General features: G+C 35.3%; 23 protein-coding genes and 1 pseudogene. 19 read left to right on the top strand and 5 right to left on the bottom strand.

Annotated features, from left to right (window positions below; all coding sequences use genetic code 11):
- The 4 genes from J7J33_03575 to J7J33_03560 form a co-directional block, all read left to right on the top strand.
- Window positions 1-1,758: hypothetical protein (locus J7J33_03575; protein ID MCD6168370.1), on the top strand; the 1,758-nt coding region annotated here is incomplete at its 5' end.
- Between the two features lie 2 nt (window positions 1,759-1,760).
- Window positions 1,761-2,102: a roadblock/LC7 domain-containing protein gene (locus J7J33_03570; GenBank protein ID MCD6168369.1), complete on the top strand. Its 342-nt coding sequence runs from the start codon at window positions 1,761-1,763 to the stop codon at window positions 2,100-2,102.
- Window positions 2,103-2,114: 12 nt separating this feature from the next.
- Window positions 2,115-3,773, top strand: coding sequence for a urocanate hydratase (gene hutU, locus J7J33_03565; protein ID MCD6168368.1), 1,659 nt, complete (start codon window positions 2,115-2,117; stop codon window positions 3,771-3,773).
- On the top strand, window positions 3,766-4,185 hold the full coding sequence (locus J7J33_03560; protein MCD6168367.1) for a GIY-YIG nuclease family protein: 420 nt from the start codon (window positions 3,766-3,768) through the stop codon (window positions 4,183-4,185). The genes hutU and J7J33_03560 overlap by 8 nt, the downstream gene beginning before the upstream one ends.
- A 114-nt stretch (window positions 4,186-4,299) precedes the next feature.
- Here J7J33_03560 and J7J33_03555 read toward each other — a convergent pair whose 3' ends face one another.
- Both J7J33_03555 and J7J33_03550 read right to left on the bottom strand, forming a co-directional pair.
- On the bottom strand, window positions 4,300-5,268 hold the full coding sequence (locus J7J33_03555) for a hypothetical protein (GenBank protein ID MCD6168366.1): 969 nt from the start codon (window positions 5,266-5,268) through the stop codon (window positions 4,300-4,302).
- Window positions 5,269-5,300: 32 nt separating this feature from the next.
- The gene (locus tag J7J33_03550; protein ID MCD6168365.1) at window positions 5,301-6,740 is read right to left on the bottom strand and encodes a radical SAM protein; all 1,440 of its coding nucleotides are present in this window, start codon (window positions 6,738-6,740) and stop codon (window positions 5,301-5,303) included.
- Window positions 6,741-6,811: 71 nt separating this feature from the next.
- Here J7J33_03550 and lepA point away from each other — a divergent pair, with 71 nt between their 5' ends.
- Genes lepA through recO form a run of 15 tightly spaced genes read left to right on the top strand, consistent with a single transcriptional unit; the run spans window position 6,812 to window position 20,481 of the window.
- A complete protein-coding gene (lepA, locus tag J7J33_03545; protein ID MCD6168364.1) occupies window positions 6,812-8,593 on the top strand; it encodes a translation elongation factor 4 in 1,782 nt (593 codons plus the stop codon).
- Window positions 8,590-9,711: a radical SAM family heme chaperone HemW gene (gene hemW, locus J7J33_03540; protein MCD6168363.1), complete on the top strand. Its 1,122-nt coding sequence runs from the start codon at window positions 8,590-8,592 to the stop codon at window positions 9,709-9,711. The genes lepA and hemW overlap by 4 nt, the downstream gene beginning before the upstream one ends.
- Window positions 9,712-9,719: 8 nt before the next feature.
- Window positions 9,720-10,721, top strand: a complete 1,002-nt coding sequence (gene hrcA, locus J7J33_03535; GenBank protein ID MCD6168362.1) for a heat-inducible transcription repressor HrcA — start codon at window positions 9,720-9,722, stop codon at window positions 10,719-10,721.
- On the top strand, window positions 10,721-11,434 hold the full coding sequence (locus tag J7J33_03530; GenBank protein MCD6168361.1) for a 16S rRNA (uracil(1498)-N(3))-methyltransferase: 714 nt from the start codon (window positions 10,721-10,723) through the stop codon (window positions 11,432-11,434). Before hrcA ends, J7J33_03530 begins: the two co-directional genes overlap by 1 nt.
- On the top strand, window positions 11,431-12,750 hold the full coding sequence (gene mtaB / locus J7J33_03525; protein ID MCD6168360.1) for a tRNA (N(6)-L-threonylcarbamoyladenosine(37)-C(2))-methylthiotransferase MtaB: 1,320 nt from the start codon (window positions 11,431-11,433) through the stop codon (window positions 12,748-12,750). The genes J7J33_03530 and mtaB overlap by 4 nt, the downstream gene beginning before the upstream one ends.
- Entirely contained in the window at window positions 12,705-12,869 is a 165-nt protein-coding gene (locus J7J33_03520; GenBank protein MCD6168359.1) for a 30S ribosomal protein S21, read from the top strand. The genes mtaB and J7J33_03520 overlap by 46 nt, the downstream gene beginning before the upstream one ends.
- Window positions 12,870-12,908: 39 nt before the next feature.
- Window positions 12,909-13,862 (top strand): PhoH family protein, encoded by a 954-nt coding sequence (locus J7J33_03515; GenBank protein MCD6168358.1) that lies wholly within the window; start codon window positions 12,909-12,911, stop codon window positions 13,860-13,862.
- Window positions 13,828-15,885, top strand: a complete 2,058-nt coding sequence (locus tag J7J33_03510) for an HDIG domain-containing protein (protein MCD6168357.1) — start codon at window positions 13,828-13,830, stop codon at window positions 15,883-15,885. Before J7J33_03515 ends, J7J33_03510 begins: the two co-directional genes overlap by 35 nt.
- Window positions 15,830-16,231 (top strand): rRNA maturation RNase YbeY, encoded by a 402-nt coding sequence (ybeY, locus tag J7J33_03505; protein ID MCD6168356.1) that lies wholly within the window; start codon window positions 15,830-15,832, stop codon window positions 16,229-16,231. The genes J7J33_03510 and ybeY overlap by 56 nt, the downstream gene beginning before the upstream one ends.
- Window positions 16,221-16,670: a diacylglycerol kinase family protein gene (locus J7J33_03500; protein MCD6168355.1), complete on the top strand. Its 450-nt coding sequence runs from the start codon at window positions 16,221-16,223 to the stop codon at window positions 16,668-16,670. The genes ybeY and J7J33_03500 overlap by 11 nt, the downstream gene beginning before the upstream one ends.
- A 5-nt stretch (window positions 16,671-16,675) precedes the next feature.
- Window positions 16,676-17,965: an HlyC/CorC family transporter gene (locus J7J33_03495; protein ID MCD6168354.1), complete on the top strand. Its 1,290-nt coding sequence runs from the start codon at window positions 16,676-16,678 to the stop codon at window positions 17,963-17,965.
- On the top strand, window positions 17,925-18,338 hold the full coding sequence (locus J7J33_03490; protein MCD6168353.1) for a cytidine deaminase: 414 nt from the start codon (window positions 17,925-17,927) through the stop codon (window positions 18,336-18,338). Before J7J33_03495 ends, J7J33_03490 begins: the two co-directional genes overlap by 41 nt.
- Window positions 18,339-19,109 carry a triose-phosphate isomerase gene (locus tag J7J33_03485; protein MCD6168352.1) on the top strand — a complete coding sequence of 257 codons (771 nt, stop codon included), beginning with the start codon at window positions 18,339-18,341 and terminating at the stop codon, window positions 19,107-19,109.
- Window positions 19,110-19,111: 2 nt separating this feature from the next.
- Window positions 19,112-19,765, top strand: coding sequence for a deoxyribose-phosphate aldolase (gene deoC / locus J7J33_03480; GenBank protein ID MCD6168351.1), 654 nt, complete (start codon window positions 19,112-19,114; stop codon window positions 19,763-19,765).
- On the top strand, window positions 19,762-20,481 hold the full coding sequence (gene recO, locus J7J33_03475; GenBank protein ID MCD6168350.1) for a DNA repair protein RecO: 720 nt from the start codon (window positions 19,762-19,764) through the stop codon (window positions 20,479-20,481). Before deoC ends, recO begins: the two co-directional genes overlap by 4 nt.
- 5 nt (window positions 20,482-20,486) lie before the next feature.
- Here the strand turns inward: recO and amrA are convergent, their stop codons facing one another.
- The 3 genes and pseudogenes from amrA to J7J33_03460 form a co-directional block, all read right to left on the bottom strand.
- Window positions 20,487-20,999 carry an AmmeMemoRadiSam system protein A gene (amrA, locus tag J7J33_03470; GenBank protein MCD6168349.1) on the bottom strand — a complete coding sequence of 171 codons (513 nt, stop codon included), beginning with the start codon at window positions 20,997-20,999 and terminating at the stop codon, window positions 20,487-20,489.
- 5 nt (window positions 21,000-21,004) lie between these two features.
- A pseudogene (locus J7J33_03465) lies at window positions 21,005-21,802 on the bottom strand (AmmeMemoRadiSam system protein A).
- A gap of 1 nt (window position 21,803) precedes the next feature.
- A partial coding sequence (locus tag J7J33_03460) for a hypothetical protein (GenBank protein ID MCD6168348.1) occupies window positions 21,804-22,829 on the bottom strand: 1,026 nt, incomplete at its 5' end.

Genomic DNA, 22,829 nt, shown 5'->3' with positions numbered 1-22,829 from the left:
AGTAGTAGACAAAAAAGATTGGATTATCCCACCTACCTTATCATAGGGAAGAAAGATTTAGAAGAAAGGCTTGATTTTTTTGTTGATTATAAAGAAAAGGAAGGTTTCAATGTTGTGTTTAAACCTCTTGAAGATTTTAGAGAAGAAAATATAGAAGAAGATATAAGAAACTACCTTAAGGAAAATTATGAAAGCATGAACATGAAATACCTTTTATTAATTGGAACTACAGATGAGATTCCTATGTTTATTGTCTTCCCTCATCCAAATGGCGAAGATCTCCCAGTTGAAACAGACTTTTTTTATGGAGAGTTAGATAGCAATATAAATTTTGATAACGATGATTATCCGGGAGAACCTGAGGAAGATAAAATTGACTTTTACTCAGAGATTGGTGTAGGTAGAATTCCAGAAGATGATATAGATAATGTGGTGGAAATTCTAAATAGAACCATATCTTTTGAAAAATTAGAAAACAAATCTAAAGTTCTTCTACCAGGGGGGTTCTGGAACTTTAAAGAGAAAGGTATTTTTGGTGAAATGCCAGAAACAGATGGTGCACTCTCTTTAAAAGTAATCTTTGATAAAACTTTAAAAGATAAAGGCTTTGTTGGAACATTCCTCTCAGAAAAGGAGGGAATTAGAATTTCAGATGTTGAGGGGATTCCTTTAACATACGATAACTTTATAAACTATCAGAAAGAAAGTAAACCTACACTTATCCTCTGGCAAGGACATGGATTGCCTCAGGCAACTTTTAGAAAGATATGGATTGAAGATAAAAATAAGGATGGTTATTTTCAAGACGATGAGGGTAATTTTATAAAATTTGTAGATGCAAATTCGCTATCAAACATGGATACAAGTGTCCCATCTATAACTTTTATGGGAGCGTGTGATAACATGCATGATGTAGAAGATTCGTTGGCTCATCTCTTTCTTAAATCCTATTCAGTAAGTGTTATTGCTTCCACTGAAACAGCTTGGTATGGATTGGGATGGAGAGATGTGGAAGATGGATGGTTTCAAAGCATCATGTACAAATTTTCTGAAAATTTATCTAACCTTCTTGATGTATCAAAATCCTTGAATGAAGCTAAGGAGTATTACTTTGAAAACTTTATTTATCCTCTTCAAAAGTATGAAAGATACCAGAATATTTATGTATTTAATATTCTTGGTGATCCATCCGTTTCATTGAAAGTTACGGGGGAAACTTTAAATATCTTTTCAAATCAGGTTGAAACCAGAGTTGGGAAACTCTTTAAATTATCCTTTTCATCTTCAAAACTTATATCTTCTATGAAAGGCTATATTGAGTATGATCCAGAGGTTATGAAATTTTTTAAGATAGAAACTGATGGTACAGTCTCATTTAAAGAATTATCAGATGGAAAGATTATGTTTAATTTGAAGGATATATCTAAAAAAACTCTTTTTACTCTTCTATTCTTTAGTAAAAAAGAGAATGAAGCTAAAGTTGAACTCAAAAACATCGTTATAAATAATGAAATGGAAATTGAGAAAGTCACCTCAGAAAATATAGTGATAGAAGAGAGGGAATACCCAGTATGGGATATTAATCTTGATGGAATGGTGGATGGAGAGGATTTAATAGAGTTTTCAAATCATTTTGGGTTTTACTACCCAGATGAAAACTATCTTGATATTGTGGATTTCACTATGGATGGTTTAATTGATGGAGAGGATTTAATAGAGTTTTCAAATCATTTTGGTGAAAACTATAAAGGAGGCTAAAATTGAGAGAAATTCTTGAAAGACTTAAAAGTTTGCCAGATGTTTTTGCGGCTATGATAATTGAGGAGGATGGGCTTCTTGTGGATAGTATATCAGACACATCTCTTGATCCTGAAGCAATTTCAGGTTTATGTGCTACCATATTTAGAACAGCTAAAACTATTCTTACGACTACCCATCTTGGAGAACTTGATTTTGTAACCCTTGAATCAGAGAGGGGAAATATATTTATAAAAAGTGTAGGCACCCTCTTTCTTGCTGTTGTGGCGAGGAAGAGGGCAAATCTTGGTCTCATAAGGGTTGTCCTAAGAAAAAATGCTGAAAGATTGAAGGAGTATCTATAAAGGAGGTGAGAAATGAGAGATGAAAAGGTAGTTATAAGAGCACCAAGAGGAACTAAATTAAACACAAAGGGTTGGGGGCAGGAAGCTGCTCTAAGAATGCTTATGAATAACCTTGATCCTGAAGTAGCTGAAAAACCAGAAGAACTCATTGTCTATGGAGGAACGGGTAAGGCAGCAAGAAACTGGAAAGCGTTCTGGAATATTGTTAAAGCTCTCAAGGAACTTGAGAATGATGAAACTCTTGTTGTTCAATCAGGAAAGCCTGTTGGAATATTTAAAACCCATGAATTTGCACCAAGGGTTCTTATATCAAATGCTATGCTTGTTCCAAAGTGGGCAACATGGGATGAGTTTAGAAGACTTGAAGCACTTGGATTAACCATGTATGGTCAGATGACAGCTGGAAGCTGGATATACATTGGAACTCAGGGGATACTTCAGGGAACATATGAGACATTCGCTTCTTTGGCAAACAAACATTTTAATGGAAGTTTGAAGGGAAAATTTGTGCTTTCTGCCGGTCTTGGAGGAATGGGTGGAGCGCAACCTCTGGCAATTACAATGAATGAGGGAATTTGTATAATAGCAGAGGTGGATAGAAAAAGGGCAGAGAGAAGAATAAAAACCGGTTATCTTGAATTCCTTGTTGATTCTCTCGATGAAGCACTTAAGCTTATGGAAGAGGCAAAAGAAAAGAGAATCCCAAGATCCATTGGTGTAGTAATGAATGCAGTGGATCTATACACAGAATTGCTTAAGAGAGGGATAATTCCTGATGTGGTAACAGATCAGACCTCTGCTCATGATGAATTAAATGGATATGTTCCTTCAGGAATACCTTACGAGGAGGCACTCAAACTGAGGAAGGAGAATCCAGAAAAATACAGGAAACTCTCCTATGAATCTATAGTTAAACATGTTGAGGCAATGGTGGAGTTCAAAAAGAGAGGTTCTGTTGTATTTGATTACGGGAATAACATTAGAGGACAGGCCTATAAAGCAGGATTTAAAGAAGCATTCTCTTTCCCAGGTTTTGTTCCAGCGTATATAAGACCTCTGTTTTTTGAAGGGAAGGGACCTTTTAGATGGGCAGCTCTTTCAGGTGATCCTAAAGATATATACGTAACTGACGAAATTGTAGTTAAGGAATTTCCCGAAGATACCCATCTTGTAAGGTGGATAAAACTGGCAAGAGAAAAGGTTAAATTTCAGGGATTACCAGCGAGGATTTGCTGGCTTGGATACGGAGAGAGAGCCCATTTTGGAAAAATAATAAACGACCTTGTAAGGAAAGGAAAAATATCTGCTCCCATAGTAATTGGAAGAGACCATCTTGATACTGGATCAGTTGCATCACCAAACAGAGAGACAGAGGGAATGAAGGATGGATCAGATGCCATAGCAGATTGGCCCATCCTTAATGGTCTTTTAAATGCAGTATCTGGTGCAACATGGGTGGCAGTTCATCATGGTGGAGGTGTTGGTATTGGATACTCAATCCATGCTGGGATGGTTGTAGTTGCTGATGGAACAGATATGGCAGATAAAAGACTTGAACTTGTCTTGAATAATGATCCCGGTATAGGTGTTGTAAGACATGCAGATGCGGGATATGAAGAAGCAATAGAATTTGCAAAGAAGCATGGGATAAAAATGCCCTCAATTGAATAGAGTTTTAAAAGAGGTCTCTAATATTCTTGAAAGGGAAGGAGTCAGGTTTGAATTTTTAACTTCTCCTCCCTTTCCTTCATACAAAGGTTCATACATTCTTGTTGTTTTCCTTAATAAGAATAAGAGGATAAAGATTGGAAAACTTGGAGAGTTCTTATTTAAAAAGGGATTCTACTTCTATGTTGGAAGTGCAAAAGGAGGTATTGATAAAAGAGTTAATAGATACTTTAACTTAAAAAGGGCTAAGTGGCATATAGACTATCTTCTTAGGGAAGGAAAAAGTGTTGGTGTTTTTTGTGTAAGAAACAAAGAAGAGGAGGAGCTTTCACATATTTTAAGGAAATACAGAGAGGAGCCAATAAAGGGCTTTGGCTCCTCTGATAAAAGTTGCTTTTCACATCTCTTTGTTTAAATTGAAATTAAGAACTACTTTGAAAGTTTCAGATTTTTCTCTATGAGTTCCTGCACCTTTTCTTCTAAAAAATCCTTTTCGTCCATACAATAATTCCATCATTTTATAAATTTTTTACAGGTTGAATATCGTTAACTTAGGGAAAATGGCTTTAAAACCTGCTCCAAATCCGAAAACTAAAGGAACGAGAGAAATAATCTCTCCGTAAGGAACAAATACTTCTATAAGGAGCAAAGGAACAGCTGAAACAAGGAAAGAAATGGCTAAATTTGGATCCTCCACATTTATCAACTTAAGCATCTGTTTTCCTATTGTAGTGTAGAATATCGTAGAGCCAAAGAGATACAAAGCTATCGCTCCTATGGCAAGGAGTGGTACTAAAATTATCCCAACAATTGTTACTATCAGCAGTATTGAAATTCCAATGGCAAGAGCTATAAGTATCAAAGAGAGGAGGAATGAGTTAAGTGGTTTTGTTGAAAGATAATCAATGCCCCTCTTTGTGGCATTGGGAAAGAGTGCAAGTATTAGAAATAGAACGAATAGGAGGACAAAGAATGTTATCAGTTTTGATGTTGGTGATTTTGGTGTAGATACTTTGTATTTCATAATATCCTTTAAAAAAGCAAGACTTGGAAGATTAAGAATCTCAACATCACCTTTTACAATACTTCCCTCTTCTCTTTTTACCTTCCCAACTACAGCAATATCTCCTTCAACGATGCTGTTTGATTTGAGTATTACACTTCCAAGACCAACCTTTATATCTCCTCTAACCCTTCCATAAACAGTTACCTTCCCTATCCCAACCTCAATATCTTTAGCTTCTCCATAAATTTCAACATCTCCAGCACCTACTCTTAAATCATCAACCTTCCCCTCTTTAAAGATTTTTACATCTCCTGAGTCAAGGTTTAGAGTTTTTACATATCCATAAATATTGACATCAACATTTGAGAGGATGAGCTCCTCAACCACACTTCCCTTTTTAACTATATATGGTGATTCTGCATTCAGGGAATTTGGTAGAAGAGTAAACCCAAAGAAGAAAATAACAGTTAAGACTACAAGTTTAATCCTCATATCAACCTCCCTTTATCAATTTATAGTCTTAATCATCTTGTTTTAAAGATAGTGTTTTTTATAAGTTTTAGTCCATACCTTAAATAATTCGCAAACTTTTTCTTTGAAGATATGGAAAGGAAAGTTTTTAATATGTAATTCGGTCTTAGATAGAAAGATAGAAGAGCCTTTCTTCTCAGGTGGATAAGTTCATCCCTTGATAGGTATTTTGTACCCACAGCTGGATTTGTGAAATAGTTGTAGCCGACAATTTCCTTATCTATAAGACCCTCATTTTTAACCATCTCAAACAGTTCTGTTCCATAGTATGGTGTTGCTATATGGAATTCTGCAAAATCACACGGTATTTTCTTTGAAAATCTTATGGTTTCCTCTATGTCTTCTCTCTTCTCCCAGGGGAAACCAAGCATGAAGAAGCAGTATGTCTTAAGTCCCACTCTCTTTGCCATATTTACTGCTCTTATAGCATCAGAAACGGTAGCTCCTTTCTTCATAAGTTTTAAACTCCTGTTACTCCCAGATTCAATACCAAATGCAACAAGATAACATCCAGCCTTCTTCATCCACAAAAGTGTATCCTCTGATAATGGTTTAACACGGGAATTTGCCACCCAACTTATCTTTAAATCTCTTTTAATTATTTCCTTACAAACAGAGACAACCCACTCATTATCAATTGTGAATGTATCTGCTCTGAAGAAGAACTCTTTTATATTGTATTTGTTTATACATTCTTCAATCTCATCAACAATGTTTTTTGCGCTCCTCTTTCTTACTTTACTCCCAGATACAATGGGGGTAAGACAGTATATACATTTTGCAGGACAGCCACGAGAGGTTTGTATTGTTGCAATAGGATTTCCTGTGTCTGGATTTATGTAAAGTTCATTTCTCATAAGATCCCTTGCAGGAAATGGAAGAGAATCAAGGTCTTCAATGAAGGGGGAAGGTGGAGTTTTGATCCACCTGTTGTTCTCTTTAAATATTAAACCTTTGACGTAAGATACATTCAAATTATTGTTTAAAGCATCTACAAGCTTATCCACTATTCCTTCACTCTCTCCGTATATGGCAAAATCCATAAAGTTATAAACTTCCTTGTTAAAGGATGAAAGTGGAGCTGTAATAAAATGTGCTCCTTCAGCTACGGTTATAATGTCTTTTTTAACATCTTTTGCAATCTTAAAGTATTCTAAATCCTTTTCAATTGTTGCTGTAGTTATACTCATTATCAACATGTCTGGGTTAAATGCTTTTAAATCCGTTATAAAGTCTTTATCCTTTTCCACAGGATAGTCTCTTATTAGTGGAGTTATTCCAATAAGTCTAAGAACAGAAGCCATATATCCAAGATTATTTGGAGGACGTATAGAAACAGTGGCACTTCCCTCAATATCTGCCTGACACCTCTCTTCACCTCGCTGATATAAACCAACAGGTGGATTAAAAAGTAGAACCTTCCTTATCTTCATCACCAATAAAGTTTATCATTTTAGATTGATATGTAAATAATACTTTAAAAGCATGTGGTATAATTAAACACATGAACATCAGGAACTTTTCCATCATAGCACATATAGATCATGGAAAATCCACACTTGCAGATAGATTTCTTGAGATTTGTGGACTTAAAACCCCTTTACTTGAGGAAGGACAGGCATTGGATCAGATGTCCCTTGAAAGGGAGAGAGGAATAACTATAAAAGCGCATCCTGTAAGATTAAAATACAGATCAAAGAGTGGAGAGGAATTTATCTTCAATTTGATAGACACACCAGGGCATGTTGACTTCAGCTATGAAGTCTCAAGGAGTTTATCAGCATGTGAAGGAGCAATTCTCCTTGTGGATGCCACACAGGGAATTGAAGCTCAAACACTCTCCCACTATTTCCTTGCAAAGGAGAATGGATTAAAGATTATTCCTGTTATCAATAAAATTGACCTTCCAGGCGCAATGCTGGATGAGGTGGAAGAGGATTTGATAAATCTTACAGGTGTTAAAGATGTCTCACTTGTAAGTGCTAAAACAGGTGATGGAGTGAATGAACTATTGGAAAGAGTAATAAAAGAGGTGCCTCCACCTGAAGTTAACTATGAGAAACCTTTAAAGGCTTTAATCTTTGATTCTCACTACGATCAATACAAGGGAGTTATTGTTCATGTAAGAATTTTTGATGGGGTTATAAAAAAGGGAATGAAAATAATGCTTTACTCCAATAAAAAGGTGTTTGAGGTTATAGAAGTTGGTGTATTTGAATTGAATCTTGTACCAAAAGAGGAACTTAAGTCCGGTGAGGTTGGATATTTTGCTGCCTTAATAAGGGATACAAAGGATGTGAATGTGGGAGATACTGTAATTGATGCATCTTATCCAGATACAAAGCCTTTACCTGACTTTAGAAAGATGAAGCCAGTGGTTTTTGCAAGCATATTTCCGATAATTCAGGATAACTATGAGGATTTAAGGAAAGCCATGGATAAGCTCTATCTTAATGATCCATCCTTTGTATATGAACCAGAAGAATCTGATGCTTTAGGTTCTGGATTTAGATGTGGATTTCTTGGTTCCCTTCACATGGAAATTATACAGGAGAGACTGGAAAGAGAGTATGGGGAGGAGATTATAGTAACATATCCCAGTGTAAAATACAGGGCAATCCTTAAAAATGGAAAGGAAATAGAGATAACATCTCCATCAAAATTTCCTGATTCTGTGAAAATAAAGGAGGTCCTTGAACCTATGGCAAGGGTTAAAATTGTTACTCCATCAGATTTTATTGGAAATGTTATGAAACTTCTTGAATCAAGAAGAGGCAAGTTTGAAGACATGAAATATATTGACGAGGCAAGGGTTGTCTCGATCTATAAGATACCTCTATCAAAACTTGTCATAAGTTTCTTTGATGCCCTTAAATCAGCAACTCATGGTTATGGTTCATATGATTATGAAATTGTCTCCTGGGAGAAAAGTGATCTTGTAAAGGTGAGTGTGCTTGTAAATGGGAAAACTGTTGGAGCCCTCTCCTTTATAACCTACAGAGATGAGGCATACAGAAAGGCAAGAGAAGTTCTCCAGAAAATGAGGAAGTTAATCCCAAGGCAACTATTTGAGGTGGTCCTACAGGCAAAAATAGAAGGAAAAATAATTGCAAGAGAGTCTATAGCACCATTAAGAAAAAATGTTCTTCAAAAATGCTATGGTGGAGATGTAACGAGAAAGAGAAAGCTTCTTGAAAAACAAAAAGAAGGGAAAAAGAGAATGAAGATGGTTGGTAGAGTTGAAATTCCACAAGAGGCTTTTTTGTCAATAATGAAGATAGAGTGAAAAGTATATCAGTATATATACACATACCATTCTGTATAAAAAAATGCAGTTACTGTAGCTTCTATTCCATAAGAGCACAGAGCGGGATAGTTGAAAAATATGTGGATGCAGTTGTTGGGGAGATAAACTTAAGAAAGGAATTACTGTCTCATAGAAAAATAAAAACAGTGTATTTTGGAGGAGGAACTCCAAGTCTTTTAAATCCACATATTTTGGAAAAAATTATTGAGACCCTCCATCAGGTTTCAAGTTTTCATGAAGATGCGGAGATTACATTGGAGGTTAATCCAGAGACTGTGGAGGAAGGAAAGTTCTATGGATTCAGAAGGATGGGAATTAACAGAATAAGTCTTGGTGCCCAAAGTTTTAATGATAGATCGTTGAAGCTTCTCAAAAGAGTGCATGATTCGGCGAAAATAAAAAGAGCATTTGAAAGATTGAGAAAGATAGGTTTTGAAAATATAAACATAGATGTAATAATGGGGATTCCCTCAGAGGGAAAGAGAGATTTTTTACATACACTGGAAGAAACAGTTAAACTCAATCCAGAGCATATATCTGTATATTCTCTTGAATACCATAAGAACACACCTCTTTATCTTGATATAATGGATGGAAAGATAACTCCCATATCTAAGGAATTAGAAAGAGTTCTATATTTTGAAACATTGGAATTACTAAAAAGAAGGGGCTACATTCATTACGAAATTTCAAACTATTCTAAACCAGGGAAAGAGTCAAGGCACAACTTAAACTACTGGCTTGGAGGTGAGTACATAGGTTTTGGTGCATCAAGTGTCTCGTACTTTAATGGAATGTGGACAAAGAATGAAGAAATTTATAGCTTTTTAGAAAAAGTTAATAGAGGAATCATTCCCATAAAAAGAATGGAGATTTTATCTAAGGATAAGAGAAAGAGGATGCTCTTTATTTTGAATCTAAGACTGGCGGAGGGTGTATCATTAGAAGAATATAGATTACATGATTTCTCCCCTAACTTCATTGAAAAATTAAAGACTCTTCAAAGAATGGGTCTTATAATAAAAGACACGGAGACTATAAGACTTTCTGATGAGGGCATTATCTTATCAAACGAGGTATTTTCTCTTTTGATATAATGTAATTGATGAGAGGATACAAAGAAAAGAAGGAAAACATTCTGTTTCTCCTTGTTAAAGAGTATCTTGAGACAGGACAACCTGTTGGGTCAAAGACCCTGGTTAATAAATATTCGCTCGATATATCTCCAGCCACAGTAAGAAATTACTTCTCCTCGCTGGAGGAGGCGGGATATTTAGATCAATTACATCCATCCTCTGGAAGAATACCAACAAATAAAGCTTTAAAATTTTATATAAATAGAGTGGTTGAAAGAATGGGTTTAACTCCATCCTTGAGAATAGATAGAGAGATAACAGACCTAACACTCATTGATAAGGAAGATTCTATAGATACATTCTTAACACATCTTTCGAAGCTTACAAATGCAATTTCGTTTTTCTTCTACACTTTGCCAACAAATGAGAAAATAAAGAATGTTCACCTTATTCAATGCTCCGAGAGAAAAGTCCTATTTATAATAATAGGAGAGGATAAGGTAGAGGAGCATATAATAAACTCAGATGAGGAAATTGAGGAAGATGTACTCGCAGAGATTAAAAAATATGTTTTAAAATGGATAGATTCATCAAATGATGACTTTATTGATAAATGGGAGAGAATCTATCCAGTAATTATTTCCGAAATAAGGAGAGTTATTGAAGAAAGAAGGAAGAGGAAGGAACTTGGAGAAATGTATATAAAGGGAATTAGAAATATTTTAAATTATGAAGAGGTAAAACTCTCTAAGGATATAGACACCCTCGTTTCCTTTATGGAGGATAAAAGCAGAGTGAATTCACTTATAAACTTCCTTTCAGAATTCAAGAGACTTCTCGTTGTCCTGGGAGAAGAAACGCCTGAATTTAAGTTTGAAAAAACTGTGCTTATAAATCTACCATATGTAAAGGATGAATATGTGGAAGGTGGAATAGGATTTCTCACACCAAAGAGAATAGATTTTGAAAGACTGCTTAGATTACTTGAAAGATATGCGAGAAGGATAAAAAAAGCATTGGAGCAGATATAGTGCATCAGTTCTTTGTTTCCTCAAAAAGGGGAGATGTTGTTAGGATAACAGGAGAAGATGCCCATCATATAATAAGGGTTCTTAGACTAAAAACAGGGGAAGAAATTTTTATAGTAGTTGGGAGGGGAGAGAGATTTAAAGGAGAGATATGGAAATTTAAGGATGGTGAAGTTCTTGTAAAGTTAAAGGAAAGGGTGAATACAAGATTTGAACCAAATATTTCTCTCTCAATTGCCCAGTCGCTACCCAAAGGGAGAAAGTTTGAAGAGGTTATTAAGACATGCACAGAACTTGGAGTAATAGAATTCTTTCCTATAATTTCGGAGAGAACCGTTGTTAAAGTGAGAGAAGAAAAGGTCAATAGATGGAGAAGAATAGCTAAGGAAGAGGCTATGCTTTCAAAAAGAGATATAATTCCAGAAGTTCATGATGTTTCAAGATTTGAAGACTTTATCAGGGAAAATTCAGATAGATTCGAAGATAAACTCCTCTTCTGGGAGCTTGAGAGAGAAAGATTTTTAAGAGATGTAAAGGTAAAAGAAAGTGTTATTGCCCTTATTGGGAATGAGGGTGGTTGGAGTCAAAAAGAGGTTGAAATGGCACAGAAGTACGGATTCATTACCGTTGGACTTGGTAACAGGATACTGAGGGCAGAAGTTGCCCCTGTAGTCATATCTTCACTTATACTATTTAAGAGTGGTGATTTAGGTTGAAGAAAATTAAAGTATATTTCCACACACTCGGCTGTAAGGTAAATCAATACGATACCCAACTTATGATTGAGAATCTCTTGCTTGATGAAAGATTTGAGATAACCAGAGAGATGGATAAGGCAGATGTGTTTGTGGTAAATACATGTGTTGTGACAGAAAAGGCTGAAAAGGAAAGTAAAAAACTCATTAGAAAATTCTCTTCAAAAGGAAAGGTTGTTGTTACAGGGTGTCTTCCAGAAAAAGAGTTTCCAAGTTATTCTAATATACCCTATCTGAAATTAAGGGATGAAAAAAATATTAGAAATGTCATTCTTTCACTCTTTGGTGAATCTGAAAGCAGTCTTTCTTATAGAGAAAATATCACAAGATTTTATGGAAGAACAAGGGCTTTTGTAAAAGTTCAGGAAGGATGTGATAGATTCTGCTCTTATTGTATAGTGGCGTATCTCAGAGGAAAACCAAGATCAAGAAACCCTGAAGAGATATTAAGGGAGATAAGAAACCTTATATCCAATGGATATAGAGAAATAGTTCTCACAGGAACTCAAATTGGACTCTATGGCTATGGAGAAGATAAAAACCTTGCTTCACTTATAAGAGAGATTTTAAAAATTCCATCTGACTTTAGAATTAGAATCTCCTCCATAAATCCGGAATTTATTGATAACTCATTAATAGAAATTATGAAAGAAGAGAGAGTATGTCCACACCTTCATCTATCACTCCAGAGCGGTAGTGATAGAATACTGAGACTGATGAGGAGACAATATACAATAGCTGAGTTTTTAGAGAAAGTGGAAAGATTTAAGAGAGAAGTTAAGAATGCTACAGTTACAACAGATATAATAGTTGGATTTCCAGGTGAGGAGGAGGAAGATTTCAAATCTACATTGGAAGCTGTAAGGAAAGCTGGTTTTATTAGAGTCCACATATTTCCATACTCAAAAAGAAAGGGAACCCTTGCAGCAAATTTCAAAAATGAAGTTCCAGAGGATGTTATCAAAGAGAGAGAAAGAATACTGAATGAAGTTGTGAGAGAGGTTGTGAAAAATGAAATTGGTAAATTTCTTGGAAAGAGATTAATCGTATTGAATGAAAAAGCAAAATCTGGATACACTGAGAACTATATAAGAGTAAAATTGGATAAGCCGGTTAAGATGAATCAATTCTACATAGTGTATTTACAAAGCATCAAAAATAGTGTAGTATATGGAAAGATAGAGAAAGAATTTTCTTACTCCTCAATAGAGAAAGGAGGTGAGACTTCAAAATGCCCGCAGTTGAAAGAAGAGAAGGAGAAGACCTCGATAGCTTAATAAAGAGATTTAAAAAGGAATGTGAAAGAGAAGGTATTCTTAGCGAGATAAAAAAGAGAGAGTTTTATGTTCCTCCCTCAGTGGAAAGAAGAAAGAAAAAGGCAAAAAAGAGGAGGTGAGAGAGTATAGAAACCTCTAATTTAAAAGAGAGAGCCAGAATAGCATTTAGAAGTGGCGAAGAGGCAGTTTCTTTTTCAAGTTATTACCATAATCTCTTGCAAGAACTGGACAAAGATTTTGGTGTAAAGATAAGATTCACAGGAGAATTTTTGATTATTTACTCCTCTACCTCTTATCCTCCAGATCTTGAAATATTTCTAAAAGACCTTGTGGAGCTTAAGCGAAGGAAAGGTATCTTATTAACCAGAGATGAAATAAGGACTGCTATACAATACATAAAACAGGGAGAGTACAACAAACTTAGAGGAACATTCTCTGAAATTATCCTTATCTCACCAAAGGGAAAGAGGATAAAGCCAAAAACTCCTGGTCAGAAGAAGTATATAGAATTGATAAGGAAAAAGGATATGGTGTTTTGTATTGGTCCAGCAGGAAGCGGAAAAACATACCTCGCTGTGGCATCAGCACTCTCCTATTTTCTTGAGAAGAGAGTGAACAGAATAATACTGACAAAACCTGTTGTAGAAGCAGGAGAAAAGCTTGGATTTCTTCCGGGTACGCTTCTTGAAAAAGTTGATCCTCATTTCAGGCCTCTTTATGATGCTCTATACGATTTTATGAGTGTTGAAAAGGTAAATAGGCTTATAGAAAATAATGTAATAGAAATTGCTCCACTTGCATACATGAGGGGCAGAACTTTGAATGACTCATTTATTATACTGGATGAGGGCCAAAATACAACCAATTCTCAGATGAAGATGTTTTTAACAAGACTTGGTTTTAACTCAAAAGTAGTTATAACTGGTGATATCACACAAATGGATATACCTAACCCACGAGACTGCGGACTTATAACAGCAATAAATATCCTCTCTGGCATTGAAGAAATAGGGATTGTTAAACTTGACAAAGAGGACATTGTTAGACATTTCCTTGTCCAGGAAATAGTGGAAGCCTATGAGAAATTTGAGGAAAAGAAGAGTAAATCTTAAGATAAAACTCAAATTTAAGGACATAATTCCCCTATTAATTCTCTTCCTTGTTTTCTCATCCTTTCTTATATATTCATTTATTCCTCCCTTTGTATTTATAAAGAAAGGTACCACGCTGACAAAAGACCTGAAATCTCCTACAGAGATAGAAATTATTGACAGGGAAAAGACAGAAGAGTTAATAAAAAAAGCTGTTGAGAGTGTTCCAGTACTTTACGAGTATGATCCAGATGTTGAGAAAGATGCCATTAACAATCTCAATTCACTCTTTAAATATCTGGAAAAATGGAGAAATGGCGATAAAAAAGCACAGGAGGAGATATTTAAAGATCTTGGAATAACCTTTCCAAAAGAATATCTTGAGTACTTCTCAAGAATTGGTGAAGAGGAGTTCAATAAAATAAAATCTACATCTATAGCACTTTTGTCTTACCTTTTTCACTCTGGTATAAAGGAGGAGGATCTTCCAAACATTGATACAAGAATTGAGAATTTTCTTTCAGGACAGAAAATAAATGAGATAGAAAGGTACTACATAGTTACCACAATAAAACCCTTCATAAAGGCTAATCTGAGAATTAATGCCGAGCTTACCGAAAAGAGAAGGGAGGAGGCTAAAAGGAGTGTAAAACCTGTAATTATAAAAATAGAGAAGGGAGAGGTAATCTTTAAAAAAGGAACGACAATCGGTGATAAAGAGATAGAACTTTTGAAGAAGTATGGCTTATTGTTTACCTTTAAGGACATTCCGAAGATACTATACTCCTTAATTATAGCCTTTCTACTTTCTCTGCTTTTCTTTATCTTTGTGAGATCAAATGTAAAGATATCCCACAAGGAAATTTACTTCCTTGTGATTATACTTACCCTTGCACTTGTTGCTGGAAAATTTGTACCCAATCCATATCTAATTCCTCTACCATTCTTTGCCATGCTCTCCTTTCTATTCTTTAACTTCTCAGCCTCCACATTGTTTATACTAACTGCCTATTTCTTCTATGCCCTTTTCTTTCCTGAACACATAACCTTTCTTACCCTCTTTCTACTTGTATCCCTTTTCCTGTCAATGCAGGTAAAAAGAATAAAAAATATGGGTGATTTCCTGAAGATAGGATTGGCTATAGGAATCATATCTTCCATATTTTTCATCCTCTTTTCTATACTCATGAAAAACACAGATGGTATCATTTTAAATTCATTAATACTATTCCTGAATGGAACATTTTCATCAATAGTACTTGCTGGACTTGTTCCTCATATTGAGAGAATTCTCTCAATATCAACTCCTTTGGGTTTAGTGGAGCTTCTAAATATAAACAATCCACTTCTAAATGAGTTCATTCTTAAAGCACCAGGAAGTTATCAGCATTCTATAAATGTAAGTACTCTTGCACAGATGGCAGCAGATGCTATTGGTGAGAATGCTCTTCTTGCAAAAGTTGGAGCCTATTACCATGATATAGGAAAGATGTTGAGACCACAATTTTTTATAGAAAACCAATCAACTGGCTTTAACCCTCATGATTCTATATCACCATCTCTCTCAGCTCTAATTATAATTTCTCATGTAAAAGATGGGGTGGAGATAGCGAAAAAACACAAATTACCAAAGGAGGTAATAGATATTATAGCTGAGCATCATGGAACTACATTGGTTACATATTTCTATAGAAAAGCAAAAGAGTTGGATCCAAATGTTCAAAAGGATACTTTTAGATATCCAGGTCCTCTTCCTTCATCAAAAGTTTCAGGAATTATAATGCTCGCTGATTCCATAGAGGCAACTGCAAGAAGTGAGAAACTTGAAAAAAAGGAAGATTTTGTGGATCTTGTTGAGAGTGTGATAAAGACAAAGATAGAGGACGGTCAACTGGAAAATTCAGATCTTTCCTTTAAAGATATTAACAAGATAAAGGAGGCATTTGTTAAGGTCCTTATGTCTGTTTATCATGAAAGGATAAACTACAATGAAAAAAGTGGAGATTTTAGAGAGAAAGGGAAAGATACCAGTAAAGAAGGATAAAATAAGACAGATCACCAGGAAGATAATGAGAGAGGAGGGAATTTCGGACTATTTAATATCTTTGGTGTACGCTGAAAGAGAACTTTTAAGAGAGTTGAACAAAAGATACAGAAACATAGATAGATCTACCAATGTGCTTTCTTTCTTATATGAAGCCTATCCTTTGCTTTTTGGAGAAATTATAATATCCAGGTATCATGTAGAAACAAAGGGTGAGAACTTTTTGAAACTTTACATTCATGGACTTCTACATCTATTGGGATATGACCATATAGAGAAAGAGGAGAAAGAAATAATGGAGAAGAAGGAGAGTTACTATTTGGAGAAGATAAGCAATGAATCGTAGCATACTTCAGAGTTTTCTATCTGCCTTTAGAGGATTGTGGGTAACATATAAAAGTCAGAGGAACTTTAGGATTCAGGTTTCTTTTGCTATTCTTGCTATATACTTTTCCATTAAGTTTAGAATTCCACCTGAGCATATGCTCTTTGTAATCCTATCCATAGTTTTTGTTCTGATATCTGAGCTTATAAATACCTCAATAGAGATATTGGGAGATAGAATTACTAAAAGTAAGGATCTATGGATTAAGAATTCAAAGGAAATTTCTGCTGCTGAAGTTCTTCTATCTGCCATATTCTCAGTTATAGTGGGATTGGTTGTATTTCTTCCGTACATTAACAGACTCACGATTCCTTCAATTGTTATCTCTCTTCTAATAATAGTCATCCCTGCAATAATAAAAAATGATGATATAATTAAGAGTGAAAGAAAGGAGAGGTGAAAGGCTTGGACGGCTCGAGTACACTTTTATCTGGAATTGAAATTTTACTTTTAGTGTTGCTCTCATCCATCTTTTCTGCATCAGAAGTTGCTTTTATAGGAAGTTCGGAGATAAAGCTGAGAAAGTTAATGGATGAGGGTAACGAAAAGGCAAAGAAAATTCTAAAATTAAGAGACAAACCAGAGAAACTAATAAGTACTATAATTGTTGGTAATAATTTTGTTAACATATTTGCTGCTTCCTTATCAACAGTTCTATTCATAAATTTATTCAAAGAGAGAGGATACCTTTATTCCTCCCTAATAATGACTTTAATTATCGTTCTTTTTGGGGAGATGATTCCAAAGACACTTGCCTCTTACTATCCAGAGTCTCTGTCAATAAAGCTTTACCCATTGTATACCTTCTTCTCTTATGTACTTTATCCCTTCTCCTTCATTCTTAGTAAGATAAACGATGGTATTATGATGATTTTTGGAAAAAAACTGAAGAAAAGCGTTACTGTTGGAGAAGAAGAGTTTAGAATTTTACTCTCTTTAAGTAGAGAAAAGGGAACCATTGATGAGTATGAAAAAGAGATGATAGAAGGTGTATTTGAACTTCAGGATAAACCTGTATATGAAGTTATGACTCCAAGGGTGGATATGGTGGCTTTACCACTTAACGCCACTAAAGAGGAGATAGCAGAGTGCTTCGCAAAGACAGGCTACTCAAGAATACCAATATACAATGGATCCATAGACAACATTGTTGGAATACTTCATGTGAAAGACTTTCTTAAGATTGTTCTCAAAGGTGATAATGGAATTGGAGATCATCTTCATAAACCCGCTTTTGTTCCCGATACCAAAAAAATTGGAGAACTTTTTAGGGAGATGAGAAAAAAGAAGATACAGATGGCTATAGTGATAGATGAATTTGGAGGAGTGGAGGGCTTGGTTACCATGGAAGATATTATAGAAGAAATAGTGGGAGAAATTCAGGATGAGTATGATATAGAAGAGGTGCTGTATAGAAAAATAGGACCAGATACATATGTATTTGACGCAAAGATACCTATTGAGGATGTGGAAAAGGTTATAAATGAGAAGTTGCCAAAGGAGGAATATGAAACATTGAGTGGTCTCTTCCTTGATCTTATAGGCCATATACCTCAGAATGGAGAGAGTGTAACCTACAATTCATTAAAGTTTACTGCCATAGATGTAAGAGGAAACAGAATAATGAAGATAAAGATAGAGAAGGAAAAGGGAAATGAAGAAGGAAAGGATAAAACTTCTAATAGAGGAAGCTAAAGAGGCAAGGAAGTTAGCATACGCTCCTTATTCAAAATTTAAAGTTGGAGCTGCACTTCTTACAAAGTCTGGTAAAATATATACTGGGTGTAATGTGGAGAACGCAAGCTATGGAGCAACTGTGTGTGCAGAGAGGGTAGCCGTGTTTAAGGCAGTTTCTGAAGGAGAAAGAGAATTTGAAGCTATAGCTGTATATGTTGAAACAGAGAACTTAACCTTTCCCTGCGCACTTTGCAGACAGGTAATGTATGAATTTTCTCCAGATATGAAAATAATCTCAGCAAATAAAGATAGATACGAAGTTAAGATTCTTAAAGATCTGTTCCCATATCCTTTTGGACCTAAAGACTTATTAAAATCAGGAGGTAATTAGATGCGTAAAGGCTGGATTGGTGGCAACTGGAAGATGCACAAAACTTTAAAGGATGGTGTTGAAACTGTAGAGAAATTGAGTGAATCAGTGGCACTTTTAAGGGGAAGTGATATCGTTATTTTTCCTCCATTTACCCTGCTTTATCCATTGAAAGAGTTGATTGACCTTCCTCACATCTATCTTGGTGCACAGAATATGCACTGGGAGGAATTTGGAGCATATACAGGTGAAATCTCACCAAGGATGCTCAAAGATGCTGGAGTAAGTTATGTAATAATAGGACACTCTGAGAGAAGGAAGTATTTTGGAGAAACAGACGAAATGATAAACAAAAAGATTATATCTGCGGTAAAACATGGATTGAATCCTGTACTCTGCATCGGAGAGACCCTCGAAGAAAGAAAGAAAGGGTTGGAGAAGGAAGTTATAGAGAGACAATTTAAATCTGATTTAAAGAGAATTCCTTTAAATTCACTGAAGGATATTGTGATAGCTTATGAACCTGTTTGGGCAATAGGCACTGGGGCTAACGCTTCGCCAAAGGAAGTTAGAGAAATGCATAGATTTATAAGAGAACTGATAGGAAAATATGCATCTAAGGATTTTATGGATGAGGTAAGGATTGTCTATGGGGGAAGTGTTAAACCTGAAAACGCAGAGGAACTTGCAGGAGAAGAAGAGATAGATGGATTTCTGGTAGGAGGAGCTTCACTAAAGGCAGATTCATTCTCAAAAATAATAGAGATATTCAATGAGGTAAAGGGGTCTTAAAAATGACAAGAGAAGAGATTGCTAAACTTATAGATCACACTCTTCTAAAACCAGAGGCTACATACAACGATATAAAGAAGATCTGTGAGGAAGCCAAAAAATACCATTTTTATGCTGTGTGCATAAATCCCTCCTTTGTAAAAATGGCAAAAGAACTTTTAAAGGATACTGATATAAAAGTTGCCACTGTCATTGGATTTCCTCTTGGAGCAGATTCAATAAATGCCAAGGTATATGAAACCAAAGATGCTATATTAAATGGTGCTGATGAAATAGACATGGTTATAAATATAGGAGTTCTAAAATCAAAGGATTATGCCTATATATACAATGAAATTAGATCAGTGAAATCTGTGGCAAAGGAAAAAGTCCTTAAGGTTATAATAGAAGCGCCAGTTTTGACATATGAGGAGAAGATAATTGCTTGCAGTATTTCAAAGGCAGCTGGTGCTGATTTTGTTAAAACTTCAACAGGGTTTTCAAAACAAGGAGGAGCCACAGTAGAGGATGTGAGACTCATGAGGTCAATTGTTGGTGATGATGTTGGAGTTAAGGCAGCTGGTGGAATAAGAACATTTGAAAAAGCAGTTGAAATGATAAATGCAGGAGCAAACAGAATTGGTGCATCCTCATCAGTCAGGATAATGGAAGGTTGAACAATAATATCAAAACAGAGTGTGTAATAATCAGAAGACTTCCCTACAAAGAGAAGGATCTTTTTGTAGTGTTGTTCTCCAAAGATTTAGGTAAAATTGTTGCAAGGGCTAAAGGGGGATTAAAGATTAATACTAGATGGGGTAGTCTCCTTGAAACTATGAATCTTATTAAAACAAAACTTTACAAAAGGGGAGATTATTTCTACATTACAGAGAGTAAAGTCATAGATACATTTATCAGTATAAAAAGAGATGTGGAAAAGTCTTTTATTGCAATGGAAATGCTGAAATTGATAGACAGAACTCAAGCACAAAATAACGATTCAGAAAAAATATTCCATCTTCTTATTTCAGTTTTAAAAGCCATGAAAGATACAGATAGATTGAAAGATTACTACTATTATTTTCTTTTAAAACTTATTCTTCTTGAAGGAGTTTTGTTTCCTCTGGATAGATGTGTAAAATGCGGAACTAAACTTAATCCACCTTCATTCTTTGATAAAAAAGAGGTAGGCTTTGTGTGCAAAAATTGTGTATCACAATCATCAGAAAAAATAGAGAAAGAAACATGGATTGCACTTAAATTTTTACTTGAAGGAAATTTTGCCAAGATGGAGGGAATACACGACAAAAATTACAAGGAATTGTTTAAAATTCTTTTCTCGGCATATAAGAACAAATTTAGTATTGATATAATGGACTTTGAATTTATATAAAAACTTCAGTAATATCTGGTCACTCTAAATTTATATATATCAACATCATCGTCATAGGGAGATATTCCTGCCTTTAGTTTAGCAATACGAAGCTGTTCCTCTACAGTGTCCACACCCTCAATATCTGGAAGAAGTAAACCTCTCCTGAAACCCTTTGAAACTATAACACCAAATTTTTTTGGATCAAGTTCCTTTATATCCCTTACAGGTTCAGGAGGCTCAAGGACATCTACAGAGTAAGTTATATATTTTAACTCTTCTGGACTTACCGGTGGAAAACGTGGATCTTGTGTAGCTGCAGAGATTGCATTATAAATAATCTCCTCAAGAATATTCCTTTTAGTTGGAAGGTATGTACCTATACACCCTCTGAGTTCCTTCCCTTTGTGCAATGTAACAAAAACCCCTTTCCTTACATTTTTGTAATCCTTCAATAGTTCATCTGGGGGATCTATAATAACACCATCTATTATAAATTTCTCTATCGCCTCTTTGGCAAGTTTTACCAATGGATGCATATAAATTACCTCCTAAAAATACTCACCATATATCCCACTCCAAAAGGTCCCTCATACGAAAGAACTTCAGGGGTAAACTCCTCAAAGGGTAAAGCTCCTATAAGCATTAATATTGGTTTGAATCCACACTCCCCAGCATCTTCCACAACCTCTTCTGGAATGGAGAGGAGAGCTTGTAGATCTTTATTTTCTATGGCAGATACAATTTCTCTATCAAAGAGAGGGCCATTGGGTGTAAATCCATAGGGACCATAGGGAGAGAGTCTATGAGATAAATCACCAGATGCAATTAATCCTATCCTTTTGTCTGTCTGCTCACAGACATCTCTTATAAATTTCCCAATCTCTATCAATCTTTCCCTTGAAGCAGTGAATTCTGGACTCATTGCTACAAGCTTTGATTGGATCTTTGCCTCATTTAAATAGTATAGAGGGACCATAGTAGCATGATCCAGAGGAGTATCTGGTGAAAGAGGCACAAAATTTACACCCTTTTCTCTTCCCTGTTTTATAAGTTCTTTAACTATCAATTCATCGTTTTCATACTCAAGATAGACATGGGGAGCACCAAATTGGGAGAAATCACCATACAGTACATCTGAAGAGTAAATGGATATAGAATTATAAATGTAAGGAGCATGTGGAGATATTATAATTATAGTATCAAGATTCAAGCTTTTAAATTCCTCTGCCATCCTCTTGAGAGATAGATCAGTTCTTCTTACCTTTTCCCTTTCTCTTCCTCCAACTTCTGGTATGAGAAGTGGAGGATGTGGAGATATTGCACCTATTAAAACAGCCATTTTATCTCAAGTTTTCATAGGATATTATTCTTATATTCTGAAAATTCTTATTAAACTTTTCTCCAACAATACATTTATCTATTTTAAGCTTCAAAGCAAGAGCAAGAGCTTCTCCTGTCTCTGGACTCCCACCAACCCTCTTACCAAGATCTTCAGCCATACTTTTTTCAAATTTGGTTAATTTTACAGATTTAAGTTTTGATGATGTTCTAAACTTCAATGGGAGATCCTTTATTGTTTCTTCAGTTACATAGGCTTCCTCTAAAAACGGGAAGAGATCAAGCTCTATAATTCTAAGAAGTGCTTTTCTATCCAAAACTACTCTACCCTTAAGAATGGAGACATCAAACTCCTCCTCTGGTGCAACTGAAGGGGGAATTATTTCCTTTTGAACATGAGAAGGTTCACTGGGAAGAATCTCCTCAGTTTCTTTAGAAGATACTTCACCTGTTTCTGGACCAAAGGCAAATAAATCCTCTATTGTTTGTTTTTCTTTCTCTTTCTCCTCAGGCTTGATTTCTTCAGGCTTTGTCTCAAGAGGAACTTCTTCCTTAGGTTTTATCTCTAAGGATTCTTCAACTTCACTTTTAGTCTCTTCCTTCGTCTCTGTTTCCTCACTGGAAAGTTCTAAATTCTCTTCAGGTTTCACAATCTTCGGTTCAATCTCTTCAGGATTAATTTCAGCCTCCTCAATTAGATTTTCTCCTCCTGAAACATTTATTGCCGCTTTCTTCTTTCTCCTAACTACAACAAAAACAAGTATGAGCAGAAGAAGTAGTATAAGAATTAGGAGAATGAAATTAAATCCTTGAAGGAAAGAGGGAAGATATGGATTTATCTTATCCATGACAGGAACAAGGAATCCTGGAAGTTTGAAACTTATTGGAATAGATATTTTAGGTAATTTTCCAAGTTTAAAAAGTGATGGCAAGATTTTAATGTTATCAACAAAGCTCTTGAATCTGTCGGGAAGTAATCTAAACTCCCATAAAACTTTACCTACCACCCCCTCTGGTATCTTTAACTC

The organism is Caldisericia bacterium (assembly GCA_021158845.1).
Classification (GTDB): domain Bacteria; phylum Caldisericota; class Caldisericia; order B22-G15; family B22-G15; genus B22-G15.
Note: the sequence above shows the minus strand (reverse complement) of the source record. Positions and strands in the feature narration are given on the sequence as shown.

Coding starts and splice junctions, on each gene's coding strand:
- hutU (MCD6168368.1), top strand. CDS start 2,115: ATGAGAGATGAAAAGGTAGTTATAAGAGCACCAAGAGGAACTAAATTA.
- J7J33_03555 (MCD6168366.1), bottom strand. CDS start 5,268: ATGAGGATTAAACTTGTAGTCTTAACTGTTATTTTCTTCTTTGGGTTT.
- J7J33_03550 (MCD6168365.1), bottom strand. CDS start 6,740: ATGAAGATAAGGAAGGTTCTACTTTTTAATCCACCTGTTGGTTTATAT.
- lepA (MCD6168364.1), top strand. CDS start 6,812: ATGAACATCAGGAACTTTTCCATCATAGCACATATAGATCATGGAAAA.
- hrcA (MCD6168362.1), top strand. CDS start 9,720: ATGAGAGGATACAAAGAAAAGAAGGAAAACATTCTGTTTCTCCTTGTT.
- J7J33_03520 (MCD6168359.1), top strand. CDS start 12,705: ATGCCCGCAGTTGAAAGAAGAGAAGGAGAAGACCTCGATAGCTTAATA.
- J7J33_03510 (MCD6168357.1), top strand. CDS start 13,828: ATGAGAAATTTGAGGAAAAGAAGAGTAAATCTTAAGATAAAACTCAAA.
- ybeY (MCD6168356.1), top strand. CDS start 15,830: ATGAAAAAAGTGGAGATTTTAGAGAGAAAGGGAAAGATACCAGTAAAG.
- J7J33_03500 (MCD6168355.1), top strand. CDS start 16,221: ATGAATCGTAGCATACTTCAGAGTTTTCTATCTGCCTTTAGAGGATTG.
- J7J33_03490 (MCD6168353.1), top strand. CDS start 17,925: ATGAAGAAGGAAAGGATAAAACTTCTAATAGAGGAAGCTAAAGAGGCA.
- J7J33_03485 (MCD6168352.1), top strand. CDS start 18,339: ATGCGTAAAGGCTGGATTGGTGGCAACTGGAAGATGCACAAAACTTTA.
- deoC (MCD6168351.1), top strand. CDS start 19,112: ATGACAAGAGAAGAGATTGCTAAACTTATAGATCACACTCTTCTAAAA.
- amrA (MCD6168349.1), bottom strand. CDS start 20,999: ATGCATCCATTGGTAAAACTTGCCAAAGAGGCGATAGAGAAATTTATA.